Annotated in this window: 14 protein-coding genes; 4 read left to right on the top strand and 10 right to left on the bottom strand. The window is 62.4% G+C overall.

Features of this window, described 5'->3' with window-relative positions:
* Position 1 precedes the first annotated feature (1 nt).
* Together ACTAQJ_RS16975 and ACTAQJ_RS16970 are read right to left on the bottom strand one after the other, a co-directional pair.
* Complete coding sequence (locus ACTAQJ_RS16975; protein WP_431117324.1) at positions 2–946, bottom strand: ABC transporter ATP-binding protein; 945 nt, start codon at positions 944–946, stop codon at positions 2–4.
* Between the two features lie 157 nt (positions 947–1,103).
* Positions 1,104–2,606: a bifunctional phosphatase PAP2/diacylglycerol kinase family protein gene (locus ACTAQJ_RS16970; RefSeq protein ID WP_498697834.1), complete on the bottom strand. Its 1,503-nt coding sequence runs from the start codon at positions 2,604–2,606 to the stop codon at positions 1,104–1,106.
* Between the two features lie 93 nt (positions 2,607–2,699).
* Here ACTAQJ_RS16970 and ACTAQJ_RS16965 point away from each other — a divergent pair, with 93 nt between their 5' ends.
* Positions 2,700–3,404: a phosphatase PAP2 family protein gene (locus tag ACTAQJ_RS16965; RefSeq protein ID WP_498697832.1), complete on the top strand. Its 705-nt coding sequence runs from the start codon at positions 2,700–2,702 to the stop codon at positions 3,402–3,404.
* On the opposite strand, the gene ACTAQJ_RS16960 is transcribed toward ACTAQJ_RS16965, so the two are convergent.
* The 7 genes from ACTAQJ_RS16960 to ACTAQJ_RS16930 all read right to left on the bottom strand — a co-directional run bounded on the left by ACTAQJ_RS16960 (position 3,349) and on the right by ACTAQJ_RS16930 (position 12,569).
* A complete protein-coding gene (locus ACTAQJ_RS16960; protein WP_498697830.1) occupies positions 3,349–4,542 on the bottom strand; it encodes an MFS transporter in 1,194 nt (397 codons plus the stop codon). The genes ACTAQJ_RS16965 and ACTAQJ_RS16960 overlap by 56 nt on opposite strands.
* Positions 4,539–5,306 (bottom strand): DeoR/GlpR family DNA-binding transcription regulator, encoded by a 768-nt coding sequence (locus tag ACTAQJ_RS16955; RefSeq protein WP_498697829.1) that lies wholly within the window; start codon positions 5,304–5,306, stop codon positions 4,539–4,541. The genes ACTAQJ_RS16960 and ACTAQJ_RS16955 overlap by 4 nt, the downstream gene beginning before the upstream one ends.
* Positions 5,307–5,492: 186 nt before the next feature.
* Positions 5,493–7,175, bottom strand: coding sequence for an ABC-F family ATP-binding cassette domain-containing protein (locus tag ACTAQJ_RS16950; RefSeq protein WP_216924442.1), 1,683 nt, complete (start codon positions 7,173–7,175; stop codon positions 5,493–5,495).
* 67 nt (positions 7,176–7,242) lie between these two features.
* Positions 7,243–8,505, bottom strand: coding sequence for an FAD-dependent oxidoreductase (locus ACTAQJ_RS16945; RefSeq protein WP_498697827.1), 1,263 nt, complete (start codon positions 8,503–8,505; stop codon positions 7,243–7,245).
* A gap of 13 nt (positions 8,506–8,518) precedes the next feature.
* Positions 8,519–10,504 (bottom strand): penicillin-binding transpeptidase domain-containing protein, encoded by a 1,986-nt coding sequence (locus tag ACTAQJ_RS16940; RefSeq protein WP_498697825.1) that lies wholly within the window; start codon positions 10,502–10,504, stop codon positions 8,519–8,521.
* Positions 10,505–10,638: 134 nt separating this feature from the next.
* Positions 10,639–11,295, bottom strand: a complete 657-nt coding sequence (locus ACTAQJ_RS16935; RefSeq protein ID WP_431117331.1) for a response regulator — start codon at positions 11,293–11,295, stop codon at positions 10,639–10,641.
* On the bottom strand, positions 11,292–12,569 hold the full coding sequence (locus ACTAQJ_RS16930; RefSeq protein ID WP_498697821.1) for a sensor histidine kinase: 1,278 nt from the start codon (positions 12,567–12,569) through the stop codon (positions 11,292–11,294). The genes ACTAQJ_RS16935 and ACTAQJ_RS16930 overlap by 4 nt, the downstream gene beginning before the upstream one ends.
* 196 nt (positions 12,570–12,765) lie before the next feature.
* Between ACTAQJ_RS16930 and ACTAQJ_RS16925 the strand changes: the two genes are divergently transcribed.
* Both ACTAQJ_RS16925 and ACTAQJ_RS16920 read left to right on the top strand, forming a co-directional pair.
* A complete protein-coding gene (locus ACTAQJ_RS16925; protein WP_431117333.1) occupies positions 12,766–13,845 on the top strand; it encodes an ABC transporter permease in 1,080 nt (359 codons plus the stop codon).
* Between the two features lie 30 nt (positions 13,846–13,875).
* Positions 13,876–14,577 (top strand): ABC transporter ATP-binding protein, encoded by a 702-nt coding sequence (locus tag ACTAQJ_RS16920; protein ID WP_431117334.1) that lies wholly within the window; start codon positions 13,876–13,878, stop codon positions 14,575–14,577.
* 48 nt (positions 14,578–14,625) lie between these two features.
* On the opposite strand, the gene ACTAQJ_RS16915 is transcribed toward ACTAQJ_RS16920, so the two are convergent.
* Positions 14,626–15,024: a winged helix-turn-helix transcriptional regulator gene (locus tag ACTAQJ_RS16915; protein ID WP_498697819.1), complete on the bottom strand. Its 399-nt coding sequence runs from the start codon at positions 15,022–15,024 to the stop codon at positions 14,626–14,628.
* An 83-nt stretch (positions 15,025–15,107) separates the two neighbouring features.
* Here ACTAQJ_RS16915 and ACTAQJ_RS16910 point away from each other — a divergent pair, with 83 nt between their 5' ends.
* A complete protein-coding gene (locus ACTAQJ_RS16910) occupies positions 15,108–15,713 on the top strand; it encodes an NAD(P)-dependent oxidoreductase (RefSeq protein WP_498697817.1) in 606 nt (201 codons plus the stop codon).
* The last annotated feature ends 13 nt before the right edge of the window (positions 15,714–15,726 follow it).

The following is a 15,726-nucleotide window of genomic DNA, read 5'->3' as shown; positions in this document are numbered from 1 at the left end:
TCTATTTCCCTCCGGCCTGAACGGGAACAGACGCCCCGGCGGTGATGTGCGAGTGGTATTCAACCTCGTCCTTGGTCAACTCCATGTACGCCTCTTCGAGACTTGCCTGGAGCGGGGTCAGCTCGTAGACCATGACCTGGTTGTCCAGGGCAGTTCGGGCGATTCCGCGAGGATCCAGGCCCGAAACTTCCAGCAGCTCACGTTCGTGGACCTCCACGGAGACACCCGTGCCGGCGAGCAGTTGCATGAGCCGCTCCGGCTGGTCCGTGCGGACGCGGGTGCGGGCTTGGCCCTTGCCGGTGATGATCTCTGCGATGGGTGCATCCGCAATGATCTTGCCCCGGCCAATCACGATCAGATGGTCTGCCGTCAATGCCATCTCACTCATGAGGTGGCTGGACAGGAACACGGTGCGGCCCTCGGAAGCGAGGTACTTGACCAGGTTCCGAACCCAGACCACGCCTTCCGGGTCCAGGCCGTTGACGGGTTCGTCCAGGATGATGGTCTGAGGATCCCCAAGCAGCGCTGCCGCAATGCCGAGGCGCTGACCCATACCGAGCGAGAAACCCTTCACCTTCTTCTTGGCGACTTCTCCCAGCCCGGTCATCTCAATGACCTCCCGCACCCGGCTCTTGGGGATGCTGTGCGTCGCGGCCATGGCGAGCAGGTGGTTGTACGCCGTGCGGCTCGTATGGACTGCCTTGGCATCAAGCAGGGCACCGATTTCACGCAACGGCGCAACGTGCTTGGCGAACGGCTCACCGTTCACGGTCACCGAACCCGCGGTGGGAGTGTCCAGCCCCATGATCATGCGCATCGTAGTGGACTTGCCGGCACCGTTCGGGCCCAGGAAACCCGTCACCCGTCCGGCTTGGACAGTGAAACTGACACCGCCGACGGCGGTCTTCTCGCCGTAGACCTTCGTCAGGCCTTTTGCTTCGATCATGGAAGCGTTCCCTCCTCGGAGCACGTGTGCGTGCAGATGAGTTGTTGACTGTACTAACCACGCTAGTCACAGAGAGTGGGGAAATCGCCTGTCTCAGGGATGATTCAGGGTCCAGTCAGGGTAGTCCTCCCGGATGACGCTATGAACCCTTGGCTATCTAGTCCAGCGGCAGTGGACAGTACACGCGTAGCTCACGCCTCTTGACAGTGAAGACGGCGCTGCGCACTCCGGGCTTAGGCTCACCATCCACTGCAAGGACCAACGGTTCTCCGATCGCCTCAATGGTTACGGTAGTCGCCTCGGTCAGATGTGTGACTTTGGAAGCAGCAACGGTGCCTGTAATGACGGCCCAAAGCAGTCGGGCACGGGCAAATGGTTCATCCGCAGTGATCATGCGGAGATCGAAGACGCCGTCGTCCAGCACAGGGCGTCGAAGCGGGGCATGGTCGCTGGGATAGTACCGTCCACGTCCCAGGTACAGAATCCACAGCTTGTGCTTCACGCCGTTCACGGTGAGCGTCGTGGGCGAGTTCACGCCGAAAGTCCGCAGCGATGCCACCAGACTGGCCAGGGGTTTGCCCATGGCAGGCTGCAGCCGCTCCCGGCGGCGTACGAGGTTGGGATAAACACCCACGCTGGCCGTATTCAGCATGGCGATCTCGCTGGACTCGGGGTTGTCAGGCAAACCGCGATGGACGGCAACATGCCCGAAATCCACAAAAGCAGCCTGCCCCTGCGTGACTGCCTTAATGGCGGCGTCAATGGAGTTGGTCCCAAGGTCACGGGCAAAGTGGTTAAGGGTGCCACCGGGTAACACCAGCAGAGGCAGGGAATGCTCGACGGCGATAGCCGCCGCGGTGCCAACCGTCCCGTCACCACCCCACACGCCAAGCGCTACGGTGCCCGGCCGGGCAGCTGCTGCTTCAATCTCAGCGGCCACATCCTCGCCCTCAGCGATTTCATGAATATTCGCTTTGGGGAATACATCCTTTAGCAGTTCACTGGTTTCAGGGGAGTAGGAACCGCCCAGGACGTTGACGGCAATGCTCAACCCCTCGCCGTCGGAAATTGCTGGGCCCTCTGCCGGCGTTCGCCGCGGTTTGGGTTCGGCAGGCTTCGCTGGCCACCACGTGCGCGTCAGCAGGGCAGCACTCGCGCCAAGTGCAGAACCAAACACCACGTCTGACGGCCAGTGTGCCCCTGTGTGCACACGGGAATAGGCAACGCCCGCGGCGATAGGCGCGAGTACTGCACCCAGGACGGGAGAGACCATCCCCGCTCCCACGGCAAAAGCGACGGCTGAAGCTGAGTGGCCGGACGGCATGGAGGAACTAACCGGCTGCGGATGCACGAACCTGAAGACGGGCAAATGCTCGGGCAGGGGTCGCGTCCTGGGAAGTGCCGTCTTGAAGATGACGTTGGTGACCCCGGAGGCGACGCCCAAGGCAAGGAGTCCGTGCAGGGCTGCCCTGCGCGGCTTTCCTGGAACAGTAGCCATGATTCCCGCGATGCCGAACCACAGCTTCCCCTTGGTGGCCGCTGCTGAAAGCCGCCGGAAGAGATCATCATGCTCGCCGTGAGGCTGACGCGAAACCGCACGGACAAGGAAATGATCGAACCTTGCCACGTGTTTGGGTCCTTTGCCCAGGAAACCTCGCATTCCACCACACTAGCGCGAGTCCATGGGGCAGGACCGTGTGGCATTCCAGAACGTCCCTCCACCCTGCCCAACCGCCGTGACTACGATGAGTGCATGAATCGCGTCCTGCGCCCACGCCAGCGTCCGAGCTGGCAGATCGTTGCATCAGCCTTGTTCTTGCTGGGCGCGTTCGTGGTCCCGGGCGCCATGCTTGTGGCGGGTCAAGGGGAACCCGCCTTCAGCAGAATTGATACAACATGGCAGGCCTATTCCTTCACCCTGCACGCCCCGTTCTGGGACGCAGTAAACGTAGTGCTCAACGGGGTTGGTTATGTGGGGATGCTGGTGTTGCACCTTGTTTTGGCGGTCGCGCTACTCATCGGGCGGCGTCCCAAGGCTGCCATCTTCACTGCACTGGCAGGCCTTGCTGCCCTGGGCCTCACCCAACTGACCAAGGCTGTTGTCGGCCGTGACAGGCCGCAAGGCGCAAGGGTCCTCTCGGATACCGGTTCATACCCTTCGGGGCATGTTTCTGCCACAACCGCGTTCCTCGTCGTGTTGGCGTTGCTGATTGGCCGGCACTGGGCGAAAGCGGTGGCCGTTCTTGGCATACTCGCGATGATGATCAGCAGAACCTACCTGTCTGCTCACTGGTTAAGCGATGTCCTCGGTGGTGCTTGCCTCGCCGCTGGCGTGGTCCTGCTGTTGTGGTGGCCGTTCTGCAACATATGCATCCGGGAGAATGAAGCCGCTGGCCGGGCGACTATTTGGCGCGCAAGGGCCTTGCAACGCCAGCAAGAAGCAGGGCAACAAGAATAGGCAGTCCGATCGCAAGCAGCGCCATGTGAATTCCGGTCTGGTCGCCCAGGTAACCCAGAAGCGGCGGGCCAGCAAGGAACGCGACGTAGCCAATCGTGGAGACCACGGAAACGCGTGCCGCTGCGTGCTTGGGATCGTCGGCGGCAGCGGACATGCCCATGGGGAAGGCCAACGCAGCACCAACGCCCCAAAGAGCAGCACCAAGTCCGGCCAGAACCACGTTGCCGGCAAAGACGAACAACGCCAGGCCCAGCGCGGCCGCTGCCATGCTGGCACGGAGAACAGCCACGCGGCCGAACCTGTCGATGACCTTGCCGCCGAGGAACCGCATCCCTGTCATGGCGGCAACGAAGAGTGCGAAGAGCAGGGCGCCGGTCGCTTCGGAGGTACCGAGTCCATCAACTGCTGCCTTGGCAATCCAGTCATTACCAGCGCCCTCCGTGAGGGTCGCACCCAAAACCACCACACCGATGAGGAGGGTCCGACCGTCCCGCCAAGCTGTGGGTCCCTTGGGAGCCGGCGCGCCGTCGTCGAGCGTTTCAGCCACTGATGCTTCGTGCGGCAGGAAGTACCGCGGCACAGTCAGCGCGAGGAGGACAGCAAGTCCGGCAATCACGAGCAGATGCTCAGGCAGGCCAACACCAAGTTGCGAGAGCCCGGCGCCGATCAAAGCGCCTATAAACGCTCCGCCGCTGAACGCTGCGTGAAACTGCGGCATGATGGTCCGCTTGAGTCGGTGTTCGACGTCGGCCCCTTCGATGTTCTGGGCTACGTCCCACAGGCCGATGCCGATGCCGAAGAAGAAGAGGGCGATGGCTGTGGCCGGAACCGATGCAGCCATGAGGGAGAAGGCGATCGCCGCACCTGCGGCACCCGCCACGATGCCGGCAAGACGAACCGTTCCGGCGGTACCGATTCGGCCCACCACCCAACCTGCGGATGGCAAAGCCATCAAGGACCCGACGGCGGTGCAAAGCAGCAGGGTGCCCATTTGGCCGGAGGTCAGGCTAAGCGCCTCAGTGACGGCGGGAATGCGTGCAGCCCAGCTGGCAAACACCAAGCCGTTCATGGCGAAGATCAAGAACGTGGCCACTGCCGCGGCGTTGACGTTGGTGTTGCTTCTTGTGCTGGTGGTCATGCAATCACAACTTCCACAGAGAGTTTGTCGAGCCGGGCAAGATCTTCGGAGGATGGCTTCAGGTCCGTCACGATGACGTCCACAGTCTCCATCGCGGCAACCAGGGCTACCGCGCTGGCATTCCACTTACTGCCGGAGGAGGCAACGATGACCCGCGACGCCGATTCCAGGCCAGCGCGCTTGACTGCGGCGTCGTCAAGGTCATGGGCCAGCAGTCCGTCCTTGAGGTTGAGGGCGCAGGGCGTGACCACAGCGGTGTCGAATCGCAACGAGCGTATGTTCGCCTCGGTCATGGGTCCGCGGAAAGACTGTTCGCCGGGGATGAGGCTTCCTCCGGGGAGAATGAGCTGCGGCCTTCGGCCTTCCTTGGCGTGAGTCAGCGCCTCGACGCCGTGCAAAGACATGGGCATCACTGTGAGTTCACGCTGGCTCAGCCGCCGCGCGATTTCCGTGGCGGTGGATCCGCTGTCCAACCACACATGCTCGCGGTCCTTCAGCAGTGCGTCAACAGCCGCTGCGATCTTGAGCTTTGCCTCGTGGTCTTCCAGTTCTCGCTGCCCATAGCCGGGGTTGTCACCGCGCGCTACCAGGCTGCGGGCGCCGCCGTGGACCCGCTTCAGTACTCCATTGGCAGCAAGAATCTCGAGGTCACGGCGGATCGTGGCGCCCGAGGCTCCCGTAGCCGCTACCAGCTCGTCCACTGATATTTCTTCGCGTTTGCGCAGCAGCTCGCCAATGAGCCGATGGCGGTCAGGAGTTCCCATAGTTCAACGGTATCAGGCTGACGCTCACTTAATCATGCCGCATGATCATTTGATCACGGATCCTCTCTCACATCCCACCCCTCAACCCCGGATCCTCTCTCACATCCCACCCTTTAATGCCGATGCTCTTTCATCAAGTGAAAGAGCATCGGGTGAAAAGGGCAACGATGTGAGAGAACGTGCGGACTAGCGGGCGCGCTCCACGCGTTTCTCATCCCAGACGGGTTCCTCGGACTCGTAGACCTTTCCGTCGGAGCCAAAGATCAGGAAGCGGTCAAAGGACTTGGCGAACCAGCGGTCATGGGTGACAGCCAGGACCGTTCCCTCGAAAGCATCGATGGCACGTTCCAGGGCCTCGCCGGAGTGCAGGTCCAGGTTGTCAGTGGGTTCGTCGAGGAGCAAGAGGGTGGCTCCGGACAGCTGCAGCAGGAGGATCTGGAACCGCGCCTGCTGGCCACCGGACAGGGACTCGTACTTTTGCTCCGATTGGCCGGCCAATCCGTAGGAGTCCAGAGCACCCGCGGCGGCTTCGCGGGGCAAGCCCGATCGGTGTTCGTCGCCGCGGTGCAGGATCTCCAACAAGGTCCGGCCCAGCAGATCAGGGCGTACATGCGTCTGAGCGAAGAACCCGGGCCGGATACGGGCGCCCAACTTCACTGTTCCTTCATGCGGAACCTCAGCAATGACAACGTCCGAAACCGGCAAGTGCTCCCGCTCCGGGTCAGTGCCACCGGTGGCGAGCAAGCGCAGGAAATGACTCTTTCCGGAACCGTTGGAACCAAGTACGCCAACGCGGTCGCCGAACCAGATCTCCGTGGAGAACGGCTTCATGAGCCCAGTCAGTTCAAGCTTCTCCGCCACGACGGCGCGTTTGGCTGTTCGCCCACCCTTGAGGCGCATCTTCACGTTCTGCTCAATGGGCAGCGCCTCGGGTGGTCCGGCTTCCAGGAACTTGGCGAGACGGGTCTGCGCCGCCTGGTACCTGTTGGCCATGTCGGACCGGAACGCAGCCTTGTTCTTGTACATGTTGACGAGTTCCTTGAGCTTCACGTGCTCCTCGTCCCAACGCTTGCGGAGTTCCTCGAACCGGGCATTCCTGTCGGCACGCGCCTCCACGTAAGAGCCGAAACCCCCTCCGTGGATCCAGGCTCCGGCACCGTTGATGCCTGGTTCAAGCGTCACTATTCGTCCGGCGGCGTTGTTGAGCAGCTCACGGTCGTGGCTAATGAACAGCACGGTCTTCTTGGATTCATTGAGCTTTGACTCCAGCCAGCGCTTACCGGGGACGTCAAGGTAGTTATCCGGTTCGTCCAGCAGCAGGAGTTCATCCGGACCAGCGAACAGGGCTTCCAACACGAGTCGCTTCTGCTCGCCACCGGACAGCGTGGAGGCACGTCGGAACTGCGCTTTGTCGAAGGAAATTCCCAAAGCCGCCATGCAGACTTCGTCCCAGACCGTCTCGACGTCGTAACCGCCGGCGTCTCCCCAATCCACGATCGCCTGGGCGTACTTCATCTGGGTGGGTTCGTCGTCGTGTTCCATCATCGCGAGCTCGGCGTCTTCAACCGCCTTGGCAGCTGCCGCGAGGCCAGCCTGGGCCGTCGAAACCAGCAGATCCCGGACGGTCGATTCGTCCCGGACCTGGCCAACGAACTGCCGCATGATGCCCATGTTCCCGGATTTTCCCACGACGCCTTCGTCGGGCGTGAGGTCGCCGGAAATGATCTTGAACAGCGTCGTTTTGCCGGTTCCGTTGGGTCCAATCAGCGCGGTCTTGGTGCCGTCCGGCACCTTGAAGGTCACGCCGTTGAGCAGCTGGGTGCCGTCGGAGAGGAAGTAGTCGATGCCGGAAACGTCAATATGGGCCACCGCCCAATCTTCCCATGGCCAGGTATTAAGGCTCGACGGCGGAACTGGGCGTGGGTGCCCAAGCGGGCTAAGCGTCAGGCTTTCGCCGGGCAAACTGCGGTGCATGCTCGGGCAATGGGCCGAAGGCAATCATCCGTGCAGGCAACTTCCTGAAGCCGGGAAAGTTACGGAGCACGAAGAGCAACGGCTTGGGCGGCTTTGGCTGCTTGCCCGCCATGACCTGTGCGAAGATGACGCGATGCAGCACCCGCTGAAACGTCTGCACAATCACGGTTGGCGGCCAGCGCCGCTTCTGGACGGCGGCGAGGTGACCGTCGTCGAGCGTTTTGCTCAGCAGCGGAGAAGCAATGATCCGGGCCGCCGCGACGGCGTCCTGCACCGCCAGGTTGATCCCCACGCCACCGGCAGGCGACATCGCATGGGCAGCATCGCCAATAAGCAGGAGGCCCGGCTTGTGCCACTCGGACAAGCGGTTGAGCTTCACGTCCAACAGGTGGAGATCATCCAAGGAGCGAATGTTGCCCACACGGTCTGAAAGGTCTGGCCGCAACCTGGCGACGCGTGCACGAAACGCCTCCACGCCTTCTGCCCGCAACTTCGGATCCAGACCCTTCGCCGCGAGGTAGGCGATCTGGTAAAAGTCCTTGCGGGTCAAACTCAGCAGAACGTCCGAAGTCCCGAAACTGGGCGCAATCGACGCCACGGGGTCCCTCTCATCGGCGTTCCTCGGAAGCCGGAACCACCACGTATCGAACGGCACCGGAAATTCGCGTGGAACCAAACCCGCCCGTGCACGAAGCACCGAACTACGACCGTCACACGCTACCGTCAATGCAGCGTTCAGTTCGCCCGTTCCTACGGTTTCGCCGGTTAAGGGATCCCGGGTTCTGTACGCCACACCCGACACTGCACCGGACCCGTCGCGGAGCAGGTCTGTGACCTCAGTGTTCATCCGCAAGGTGAAGGTGGGTTCCTGCTTGGCTGCCTCCACCAGAAAGTTCAGCAAGTCCCACTGCGGCACCATGGCCACATAGTTGTACGGCTCCTTGAGGAGCCCGAAATCAGCGAGGATCACTGATTCCCCGGCCCCGGCAGGCAGTTGGAAATTACCGAGCTTGCTCTGCGGTAGCTGCCGGAAACCTTCGCCCAACCCCAACTCGTCGAGGAGGCGAACAGTGGAGGCGTGCACGGTATCGCCACGGAAGTCCCGCAGGAAGTCGGCGTGCTTCTCCAACACAGTGACTTCGACTCCGGCCCTCGCAAGCAGCAAGCCCAGCACAATCCCGGCCGGTCCTCCGCCAACCACAACGCACTGCGTGCTGCTTTCCATAGCTTCTCCCGATTTAGCCGGCGGCGGTGAGGAACGACTTCAACAACGGCCCGCTGGTGGTCGCACCCAGCCCGCCGTCTTCCACGAACACAGCAACCGCCAGGTCTCCGTGGACCGCAACGATCCATGCGTGAGTCTTGGGCGGGTCGTCATTGCCGAACTCAGCAGTTCCCGTTTTTGCCCCGACGGGCGCTCCCGGTACCTGGGCGAGGAATCCTGCGTGCCCGGAGGTCACCACCGCCCGCATCATGTCGGACAGCGCGGCGGCCTCTTCCTTGGTGATCGGCTTGGTTGAGGGCGGTGACGCGGGCGCCGCGCTAACGGAAGAGGACGACGGCGACGCGCTGCCGCTTTCCGTGGGCGTAGCCGTCGCGCTGGAGTTCTGGGCTTCAGGGTTCAGCACGAGTTGAGGCGACACCGGAGCGCCGTTGCCAACGGAGGCTGCCATGATCGCCGCAGACAGCGGGGAGAAGAGCACCTTCCCTTGGCCGATCATGGATGCCGCGTGTTCAGTTCCCTCTGCCGCGCCGGGGACGGAACCGAGGAAGGCGTCGGCTCCCAGCTTGGGCGCTTCCACGGCCACGCCCAATGCCATCGCGGCAGACTCGAGCTGGTCCTGGCTGACCGTGTCACGGGCATTGATGAACGCGGTGTTGCAGGAGTGTGCAAAGGCATCCCGTAGCGCAACCGAGCCCAAGGAGCTTTCCGGGTAGCCTTCGGAGTTCTTGAAAGTCCTGCCGTCAACAGTCAGGGTCGGGGTGCATTCGACCTTGGAATCAGGCGTGGCGCCGTCGCGGAAGAGCGCAAGGGAATCGACGATCTTGAACGTGGAGCCCGGCGCGTATTGGCCAAGCATGGCTGTGTTGTAGCCGTTGCTGCCCGGACCGGATGCGGCCGCCAGGACAGCTCCAGAAGAAGGCTTAAGAGCCACAATGGCGGACGCTGGCCCTACTCCGGCAAGCGTTTCTTCGGCCAGTTGCTGCAGCTTCAGGTCAAGCGTGGTCTTGAGGGTTGTTCCGGGCACAGGAAGGGCCGAGAAGAATACTTTGGTTGCAGGGGTTTCGCCTTCCGACTTCGCTTCCTGCTTGGCGACCACCTCCACGCCGTCCTTCCCGCGGAGCAGCGAATCGTATTTCTGTTGAAGGCCGCCGGTTCCTGTGGTGTCCCCGGCCCGCAAGGCACCATTGGACTTTTCGATCTGCTCTGCACTGGCCTGGCCCACGCTTCCCAGGAGCGCCCGGGCGAAAGTGCGTGTTGGTGCCAACGCCATGGAGTCCAGGATGCTCGCGCCACCCGGAATGGCAGTGATCTTTGCTTCGGTAATTTCGGGGGTATAGGCACGGAGGACGATGCCTTCCACGAAAGCCTGTGGACCCGAGGCTGCCACCAGTTTGGCGTACTCTTCAACGTCAAGGCCGAGCAAAGCAGCCATTGCCCGCGCGGAGGCATCCGCCTGATCAGCGGCAAGCTTGGTCTTATCGATACCAACGCGGAAAACTGGGCGGTCTTCCACAATGGGGGCATCCCCTGCGCCAAGGATCTGTCCGCGCTGGGCAGGAACCGTCTTAACGGAGAGCGTCTCACCATCTGAAAGTTCCGGCGCAAGGAGCTGGGGATTCCATTGAACAGCCCACTTGTCACCGGACTTTTTCAACGTAGCCTCGGAGCTGTACTCCCATTTGGCTGAGCCGATGTTCCAGCTGTAGTTCAAAGGGAAGGTAGCGGTCTCGCCGTCGAGCTTCACGTCACCCGACTGAACCGATGGCTTGGCATCGAGTCCCTCAAACACCGCTTTGAGTTGATCGTTGGCCGCGGAAGCGTCCTTGCCCTCCACGGCGAGTGAACCGACGTCGAGCGCGGCAAGGGAGGAGGCCAGTTGCTTCGCTGCACCCTCGGCACCCGCGCGGCCGTCATCGCAGGCGGTCAGCGAACCAGCCATCACCAGCGCTACCAAGCCAAGGACAAGATTCCGTGTTTTCGTTTTCCCCATTTGCGACATTATGCCCCGTTCCCCCGACAGTTTCTCGTCGCGACCACAACCCGGACCCTTCCCCAACTGGGGGACAGCACATGCTCCACTCGGGCCTCATTGGGACGTTTACTGTCCCCCAGCTGGCTAGGCGTCAAGGGCCGTCAGTGGCCACGAATGATCCTGCGCTGCGCCGCCACCGCAATCGCCGCCGTTCGGTTGTCCACGCCGAGCTTGGAGTAGATATGCACCAAGTGTGTCTTCACTGTTGCCTCGGAAATGAACAACTGCTTCGCCATGGCGCGGTTGCCCATTCCGGTGGCCAGCAGCTCCAGCAACTGGACCTCCCTGGGGCTCAATGCAGGCGACGGATTCCGGATCCTCCCCATGAGCCGGGCCGCCACCTCCGGTGCCAGCGCGGTTTGACCAGCGGCAGCGGAAAACACAGCCTGCTGAATCTGTTCAGGCGGGGCATCCTTCAACATGTAGCCGCTGGCACCGGCCTCAACAGCGGCGAGGATGTCAGCGTCCGTGTCGTAGGTGGTGAGGATAAGGACAGGCGGCGGGGGAGTCCCGGCCTCGCCGGCTTTGATCCTGCCTGTGGCCGTCACGCCGTCCATACCGTTACCCATTTGCAGGTCCATCAGCACCAGGTCCACAGGCTCACCCAGGGTGTTCAACCTGCCCAGTTCGGCCAGCGCCGCATCACCGTTCGCCGCTTCGCCCACAACGCTGACACCAGGAAAATCAGCAAGCATCGCCCGGAGGCCGGCCCGCACAACAGGATGGTCGTCCACCAGGAGGATGCGGATGTCGCTCATGCCCCACCATTCCCGGCAGGCAGCGGCACCCGAAGGGCAACCACGGTTCCTTCGCCAGGCGCCGACTCGATATCCAGGCTGCCTTCCAGCGCAGCCAGCCGCTCGCGCAGGCTCTGGAGTCCCACGCCGGTGCCGTCCCCGCGCGCGTTGACCCCCACGGCCGACGGCTCAAAACCCACACCGTCGTCAAAAACATCCAGAGTTACCTCCGATCCGAGGAAGGACAAAGTCACGACGACGGCACTTGCGCGGGCGTGCGCCCACACGTTCGCAAGGGAGGCCTGGGCGGCCCGAAGCAGGGTGGTCTGGTAAGTATTGGGCAAGTCCAAGGGGGTGCCCACAAGTTCGAAACGGCAGCGCAGTGTGGTTCCCCGGGCGGCTGCTTCCGTCTCAGTCTTCGCGCAAAGCCTCCGCAACGTGTCAACCAGATCGGACTCCTCCAAAGCGGGTGGCCGGAGATCACGGACAAAACTCCGGGCCTCCGCAAGGTTGGCTGACGCGGTCTCCTGCACGATCCTCAACCGTTCATTCGCGGCCTTCACGTCCCCCTCTTCCAAGGCTTTCCCCGCAGACCTACCCATCAGGACGATGCTGGAAAACCCCTGTGCCAAGGTGTCGTGAATTTCCCGGGCCAACCGTTCGCGCTCAGTCAGGACCCCGGCGTCGTGCTGGGTTTTGGCCAATTCTGCCCGTGTTCGTCGGAGATCGTCGGCAACGAGGCGTTGATTCTCGGCCTCCAGGAACAAGGCGCGGTATGCCAGTCCGGTGACGACGGCAAAGCCAGCTCCAAACATGGGTCCCAGGACCATCGCAAGCTGCAGGCCGCCGTCCGCCGCGCCCCTGCTGTGGAACCAAAGGGCACCGATCAGCAAAGCGGTGCTCACCACGATTGCCGGCAAGGCGAGACGCCGGGGGAGTACGTGCAATTGGAGGAAGAAGAGCGGGAAGGCAACCCATGCGAAATCGCCGCTGACCAGGAGAAGCAACAGCCACAAGATCATCACAGCGGCAAGCCACCAACCTGAGTAAGGTGTCGGATCGAAGCGGCCGGCTCGGGTGGCGTGGCGTTTCTCCAGGATGGTTCCCACGAGGTACACCAGGGCCAAGGCGGCTGACAATCCCAGTCCAGCAATGACAGCCACCGGCGACGGACTGCCCGCAGTGCCCGCCAGGAGCCGAACCACTGCCACCAGCAGCAGCACCGCGAAGCCCACATGGAGACTTATCCGCAGCACACGGAGGATTGTGGCGGTGCCCGTAGGAGTCTCCTGCATGCGTCCCAGCCTATCCCCGGCGTTGCGCCGCTCCCTGAAAAATTCCGCGTCGTGAAGCAGGAATCAACCAATCGGATGATGGCCGGTTCAACCCCTTGATGTGCGCGAATCCATCGGGCTCCCGATGTGCGCGAATCCATTGGACGGAAGAGTGGATTCAGCCGGGACCAAGCCCGCATCCAAGCAAAGGATTCTGATGTTTCTTGCCATCCGCGACATCCGCTTCGCCAGGGGCCGCTTCGCGCTCATGGGGAGCGTTGTCGCACTTATTACGCTGCTGCTGGTTATGCTTTCGGGGCTTACTGCCGGGCTCGGAAACCAGTCGACATCGGCCATAGAATCACTGCCCGCACAGGAGATCGTCTTCGGCGCACCGGCGGGCGGGGAGCCGAAGGCCTCCTACACCGAGTCTGAGGTTTCCAATGCCCAGCTCGAGGCCTGGCGTGGACAACCCGGTGTTTCATCGGCACACGCGGTGGGCATCAGCCAAACCCGCTTCCAATCCTTGGGCGGCAGTGGCACTCCGAACGGAACCGCAAATGTGGCAGTCTTTGGCGGTTCGACGGCTCCTGCCCCTGTTGAGGACGGGACCGTCGTGGTCGGCGAAACGCTTGCAAAGGACCTGGCCCTTGAGGCCGGCAGGCGCGTCCAGGTCGGTGGGACGGAGCTGACTGTTTCAGAAGTTGTGCAGGACCAGTGGTACTCGCACACCGGCGTGGTCTGGACGACGCTCGAGACGTGGCGGAACATCGCCCACGCTCCTCAGGGCACCGCCACAATCCTGGCCATAAATTACGACGCCGGTGCCTCCGTCGGCGTTGAAGCTGCCAACGCTGCGGCTGGCACGGTGAGCATGGATCCCGTCGGCTCGTTCCAGGCTCTTGCCTCGTACAAGAGTGAGAACGGTTCGCTCATGCTCATGCAGGCATTTCTTTACGGAATCTCTGCGTTGGTGATCGTGGCCTTCCTTACTGTGTGGACGGTGCAGCGGACGCGTGACATCGCGGTCCTCAAAGCACTCGGCGGCTCTTCCGGGTATGTCCTGCGTGATGCCTTGGCCCAGGCGGCGATCGTGCTGCTGGCTGGAGCCGCAGGTGGCGGTTTACTGGGCCTGGCGGGCGGACTTCTTGCGACCAGCGCGGCGCCGTTCCTCGTCACGCCCCTGACCACATTGGTACCAGTTGTCGGCGTCGTCATCCTTGGCCTCGGCGGCGCTGTCCTCGCGGTCCGCAATGTCACCAAAGTAGATCCACTGGTTGCCCTCGGCGGCAACTAAGTTCTGAACATTCCCAGAAAGGCATACATCGTGACCCATGCACTGAATCTCATCAACATCACTCTGGAATACCCCGACGGCGACTCAACCCTCAAGGCTTTGGACGCCGTAGACCTTGCAGTTGGACGCGGCGAGTTCCTCTCCTTGGTGGGTCCGTCCGGTTCCGGCAAATCTTCGCTCCTGGCTGTTGCGGCCACACTCGTGAGGCCCACCTCCGGACTCGTCCTCATCGACGGCCAGGACGTGTCAGCGCTCAGGGACGCCGAACGCACAGCCCTGCGGCGCGACAAGGTGGGCATCATCTTCCAGCAGCCCAACCTTCTGCCGTCACTGACCGCCGTCGAGCAGTTGCTGATCCGGGACCACCTGCGCGGCAAGGCTGTCCGTGAGGCCCTTGGTAAAGCCCATGAGCTCCTGGAGATCGTGGGTTTGGCCGCATCGGCAAACAAGAGGCCGCACCAGCTATCCGGCGGGCAGCGTCAGAGGGTGAACATCGCCAGGGCGCTCATGGGCCGCCCCACCGTATTGCTGGTGGACGAACCTACCGCAGCTCTGGACCACGAACGCAGTGAATCGATCGTGAGGTTGCTGCGGCGGATTACGGACGAGTTCTCCACCGCTACGGTGATGGTCACGCACGATACCGAGTTTCTTCCCCTGACGGACTCCGTCGCGACCATGCGTGACGGAGTCATCAGCGGCGCCGCACTCCCGTCCGCCCTGCCCAGCTAGGTCGCAGTTGAGCGCGTTCTGCGTGCCCACAACGCGCTCAGCTGAGACTCAGATGTGGGAGCCGAGGAGAGCTTCATCCTGCGCTTCGTCGTAAGTGTCGCGGGCTTCGAGAATCGTAGGGACGTGGCTCTCCGCCCACTGACGCAAAAGGGTGAGGGGTTGCAGGAGGGATTCACCCATGGCTGTGAGTTCGTAATCCACTCGCGGCGGCACTTGGGCGTGGACAGTACGCGTAATGAGCCCATCACGTTCCAGGGCCCGCAGCGTCTGCGTCAGGACCTTCGGCGTGACAACATGGACCATCTTGCGCAGCTCTGAGAACCGCACGGGCCCGTCACCGAGGACTTGGATCACCAAAGAAGCCCACTTGTCGCCGATTCTTTGGAAGATCACGCGGGATGGGCAATTGGGGTCCAGGATGTTCCCTGGCAGGGCCTTAGTATCCATGAGGTAACTCAGTTCCTTTGAAGCTATTAGTATCCAATAGATACCTTCGTGTTATCGCAAGAATAGCAACCCAAAGGAGAGTCATGAAAATCGCAGTCTACGGCGCAACGGGCATGGTCGGCAGTGAAATCGTCAATGAATCCATCAGCCGCGGCCATGAGGTCACTGCTATCTCCCGCAAGGGCGCCCAGATCGCCGGCGCAACTGCCCAGGTAGCGGATTTGGCCGACGCGGAGGTCTTTGCCTCCATCGCAAAGGACCACGACGTCGTTGTGCTGGCTACGGGTCCCAGCCGCACCGGCGGGGATCATGGAGAGTGGCTCGATGCCATGGCCACGGCTTACAGCAACGCCGAAGGAACCCGCCTCATGATCGTTGGCGGTGCAGGCACCCTCGAGGTAGACGGCGTCCGACTCCTCGATTCCCCGGACTTCCCCGAGGCATACAAGGCAGAAGCCACCACCGCCGCGAAGGCACTGGAAGCCATCAAGCAGACTCCCGAGGACGTCGACTGGACGGTACTTGCCCCCGCTCCCGTCATCCAACCCGGTGAGCGTACCGGCGAATACAACGTGGCCAAGGATTCCCCCGCCGGCACCAGCATCTCCTCGCAGGACTACGCCGTTGCCATGCTGGACGAAATCGAAAGCCCGGCCCACCGCCGCGCACGCTTCACGGCCGCAAACTAAAGCAGGACCTAAG

Source organism: Arthrobacter sp. alpha11c, assembly GCF_054149985.1.
This window is presented reverse-complemented; position numbering and strand designations above follow the sequence as displayed.

Coding starts and splice junctions, on each gene's coding strand:
- ACTAQJ_RS16975 (WP_431117324.1), bottom strand. CDS start 946: ATGATCGAAGCAAAAGGCCTGACGAAGGTCTACGGCGAGAAGACCGCC.
- ACTAQJ_RS16970 (WP_498697834.1), bottom strand. CDS start 2,606: ATGCGAGGTTTCCTGGGCAAAGGACCCAAACACGTGGCAAGGTTCGAT.
- ACTAQJ_RS16965 (WP_498697832.1), top strand. CDS start 2,700: ATGAATCGCGTCCTGCGCCCACGCCAGCGTCCGAGCTGGCAGATCGTT.
- ACTAQJ_RS16960 (WP_498697830.1), bottom strand. CDS start 4,542: ATGACCACCAGCACAAGAAGCAACACCAACGTCAACGCCGCGGCAGTG.
- ACTAQJ_RS16955 (WP_498697829.1), bottom strand. CDS start 5,306: ATGGGAACTCCTGACCGCCATCGGCTCATTGGCGAGCTGCTGCGCAAA.
- ACTAQJ_RS16945 (WP_498697827.1), bottom strand. CDS start 8,505: ATGGAAAGCAGCACGCAGTGCGTTGTGGTTGGCGGAGGACCGGCCGGG.
- ACTAQJ_RS16940 (WP_498697825.1), bottom strand. CDS start 10,504: ATGTCGCAAATGGGGAAAACGAAAACACGGAATCTTGTCCTTGGCTTG.
- ACTAQJ_RS16935 (WP_431117331.1), bottom strand. CDS start 11,295: ATGAGCGACATCCGCATCCTCCTGGTGGACGACCATCCTGTTGTGCGG.
- ACTAQJ_RS16930 (WP_498697821.1), bottom strand. CDS start 12,569: ATGCAGGAGACTCCTACGGGCACCGCCACAATCCTCCGTGTGCTGCGG.
- ACTAQJ_RS16925 (WP_431117333.1), top strand. CDS start 12,766: ATGTTTCTTGCCATCCGCGACATCCGCTTCGCCAGGGGCCGCTTCGCG.
- ACTAQJ_RS16915 (WP_498697819.1), bottom strand. CDS start 15,024: ATGGATACTAAGGCCCTGCCAGGGAACATCCTGGACCCCAATTGCCCA.
- ACTAQJ_RS16910 (WP_498697817.1), top strand. CDS start 15,108: ATGAAAATCGCAGTCTACGGCGCAACGGGCATGGTCGGCAGTGAAATC.